The sequence below is a fragment of the Adlercreutzia sp. DFI.6.23 genome, assembly GCF_024462535.1.
Classification (GTDB): domain Bacteria; phylum Actinomycetota; class Coriobacteriia; order Coriobacteriales; family Eggerthellaceae; genus Adlercreutzia; species Adlercreutzia rubneri.
Genome location: NZ_JANGBP010000519.1, coordinates 1 through 301 on the forward strand (window position 1 = coordinate 1; position 301 = coordinate 301).

Consider the following 301-nt stretch of genomic DNA (forward strand, 5'->3'; position numbering starts at 1 on the left):
CGTCGTTACCAATCACAGTCTCCTATTCTGCGATCTTGCTGCTGACGGAGGCTTGCTCCCGCCCATCCGCTATTGGGTGGTGGATGAGGCCCACAGCGCCGAAAGCGAGGCCTGCCGGGCATTTTCCCTTGAACTGGCAGAGGAGGACATTCTCTCCCTCGTGCGCCGCGTAGCTTCCGAGGAATCTCGGCGCAACGTCTTCGTGCGGGCGGAGCGCACCGTTGTCATGCCGGGCAATGAATATGCGCCCACATCCTCGTGGTGCTGGCCGCCGTCTCGCTCTTTTCGGGATCGGGGCTCG

1 protein-coding gene is annotated in these 301 nt (G+C 62.5%); it reads left to right on the plus strand.

The features are described from left to right. Positions 1-52: 52 nt before the first annotated feature. Positions 53-301: hypothetical protein (locus NE591_RS14390; protein WP_256156997.1), on the plus strand; the 249-nt coding region annotated here is incomplete at its 3' end.